This window comes from Amycolatopsis rhizosphaerae (assembly GCF_007713715.1).
GTDB classification, from domain to species: domain Bacteria; phylum Actinomycetota; class Actinomycetes; order Mycobacteriales; family Pseudonocardiaceae; genus Amycolatopsis_E; species Amycolatopsis_E rhizosphaerae.
This window is the reverse complement of record NZ_VJWX01000722.1, coordinates 1-2537: the sequence shown is the minus strand read 5'-3', so window position 1 is coordinate 2537 and position 2537 is coordinate 1. Positions and strand designations below refer to the sequence as shown.

At 67.0% G+C, this 2537-nt stretch carries 3 protein-coding genes; 2 read left to right on the top strand and 1 reads right to left on the bottom strand.

The window, feature by feature from the left end:
- Positions 1 to 102 precede the first annotated feature (102 nt).
- Complete coding sequence (locus FNH05_RS36020) at positions 103 to 945, top strand: helix-turn-helix domain-containing GNAT family N-acetyltransferase (RefSeq protein ID WP_144593311.1); 843 nt, start codon at positions 103 to 105, stop codon at positions 943 to 945.
- A 143-nt stretch (positions 946 to 1088) separates the two neighbouring features.
- Positions 1089 to 2141, top strand: a complete 1053-nt coding sequence (locus FNH05_RS36015) for an SDR family oxidoreductase (protein ID WP_144593310.1) — start codon at positions 1089 to 1091, stop codon at positions 2139 to 2141.
- Between the two features lie 66 nt (positions 2142 to 2207).
- Here the strand turns inward: FNH05_RS36015 and FNH05_RS36010 are convergent.
- Positions 2208 to 2537: LGFP repeat-containing protein (locus FNH05_RS36010; protein WP_425458526.1), on the bottom strand; the 330-nt coding region annotated here is incomplete at its 5' end.

The following is a 2537-nucleotide window of genomic DNA, read 5'->3' as shown; positions in this document are numbered from 1 at the left end:
ACCCAACCCCTTCCATCGACGACGATCGATTGAACCGGACGAGACTCTATCGACGTGGATCGATGTTCGCAACCATCGATCGAAATCGATACACTGACCGGCATGCCCCTTGCGACCTCCCCCGCGGCCCAGGTTCTTCCCGACGCCGAGGCAGCCACCTACGCCGAATGGTTCGCGTGCCTTGCCGAACCGACCCGCGTGCGCCTGCTGCACGCCGTCGCCACCGCGCCGCGCGGGATCACCGTCGGCGCACTGACCGAACTGCTCGGCATCAGCCAATCCACCTGCTCACACCACGTGCGCAAGCTGGCCGACGTGGGGTTCGTGCAGGTGCACAAGGAAGGCACCGCCACCGTGGTCACGATCAACGCGGCCTGCTGTGCGGGACTGCCCCACGCGGCCGACGCCGTGATGGGTATGCTCGCCCCCCGGCCGTGCTGCCCCGCAGACGTCCCGGCCGACGTCACGGTCCGCGCGATGCGCAAGGAAGACTGGCCCGACGTGCGCCGGATCTACGGCGAGGGCATGGCCACCGGGATCGCCACCTTCGAGACCACCGTGCCCAGCAGATCGGTGCTGGATGCCAAGTGGATCCCCGCCCAGCGCTGGGTCGCCGAACTCGACGGCGCCGTGGTCGGCTGGGCCGCGGCGACCCCGGTTTCGCAGCGCGAGTGCTACTCCGGAGTCGCGGAGACCTCGCTCTACGTCGCCGAAGGCCACCGCGGCCGCGGCATCGGCAAGGCCCTGATCCGGAAGCAGGTCATGGCGGCCGACGAGGCCGGTCTCTGGACCCTGCAGACCTCCGTCTTCACCGCGAACCGAGCCAGCCTCGCCCTCCACCACTCCGCCGGCTTCCGCACCATCGGCATCCGCGAACGCATCGCCCAACGCGACGGTGTCTGGCACGACACCGTCTTCCTCGAACGCCGCTCCACGCTCGGCTAACGCCGAAAGGGCCGCGCTCGTGCGGGGAGACGCGTTGTCCCGTGAGTGGACCCCTCACCGGACACTTGCCATAAAAGGACTTTATGGCCTGGGTGAGAAACTTGCTTTGGACTTATCGGTCCAGGGTGGGCGAAGCTCGGGGTATGACGAACAACAAGGTCGCGCTGGTGGCCGGGGCGAACGGGGTCATCGGCCGGAACCTCATCGATCACCTCACCGAGCTCGGCGACTGGGACGTGATCGGCCTGTCGCGGCGCGGCGGGGCGTCCGCGGGCCGGGTGCGGCACCTGGCCGTGGATCTGCTGGACCCGGCGGACACCCGGGAGAAGCTGACCGGCCTCACCGAGGTCACTCACGTGTTCTACGCCGCCTACCAGGATCGACCCACCTGGGCCGAACTGGTCCCGCCCAACCTCGGCATGCTGGTCAACCTGGTGGACGCGATCGAGCCGGTGGCGAAGAACCTGCGGCACATCAACCTGATGCAGGGCTACAAGGTGTACGGCGCACATCTCGGCCCGTTCAAGACGCCGGCCCGCGAGGACGACGCCGGGCACATGCCGCCGGAGTTCAATGTGGACCAGCAGGACTTCCTCGAAGCACGACAGCACGGCAAGTCCTGGACATGGTCGGCGTTGCGCCCTTCCGTGGTGTGCGGCTACGCGCTCGGCAACCCGATGAACCTGGCCATGGTCATCGGGGTCTACGCAGCGATCTCCGCCGAACTCGGCCTGCCATTGCGTTTTCCCGGCAAGCCGGGGGCGTACCACTCGCTGCTCGAAATGACCGACGCCGGGCTGCTCGCGAAGGCGACCGTATGGGCGGCCACCGACGAGCGCTGCGGCAACCAGGCTTTCAACATCAACAACGGTGATCTGTTCCGCTGGGAGGAGATGTGGCCGAAGATCGCCGCGAACTTCGGCCTCCAGGCCGCACCGGGCCTGCCGATGTCCTTGGAGGTGGTGATGGCGGACAAGGAGCCGCTGTGGAACGCCATGCGGGACAGGTACGGGCTACGACCGTCCTATTCGGATGTCTCGTCCTGGCGGTTCGGGGACTTCGTTTTCTCGTGGGACTACGACTTCCTCGCGGACGGTTCGAAGGCGCGCCGCTTCGGGTTCCACGAATTCGTCGACACCGAAAACATGTTCCTGTCCATTTTCGACGATCTGCGCAAGCGCCGCGTCCTTCCCTGAACGGCACGCGAACAGCACTCGGGGGTGTCGCGAGGGAACTCCTCGCGACACCCCCGGGTCTCGTCGTCAGCGGTAGGTCACCTGGGCGGTGCCATTGCCGAACCAGAAGGTGATCCAGCCGGACACGAAGTCGTTCCGGCGGCCACCGGTGACGTCGTACTCATCCGAGGTCGGGTACCCGAGCGGGCTGGTCTCCCAGCCCATCGAGGCCCACTTGTCCCGGATCGCCCCGTAGATGCCGTGCGCACCGGTGTTCGGCGACCAGTAGATCGAGCCCGGACCACTGAAATGGTTGTACCGCCCCACACCGTCCGGCGTAGCCAACTCATCCGTCGTCGGATACCCCAGCGGACCGGCCTCCCAACCCAACGCCGCCCACCTGTCCCGAATCGCCCC

Bases quoted from the DNA above. Each gene is read 5' to 3' on its own strand.
- FNH05_RS36020 (WP_144593311.1), top strand. From the start codon at position 103: ATGCCCCTTGCGACCTCCCCCGCGGCCCAGGTTCTTCCCGACGCCGAG.
- FNH05_RS36015 (WP_144593310.1), top strand. From the start codon at position 1,089: ATGACGAACAACAAGGTCGCGCTGGTGGCCGGGGCGAACGGGGTCATC.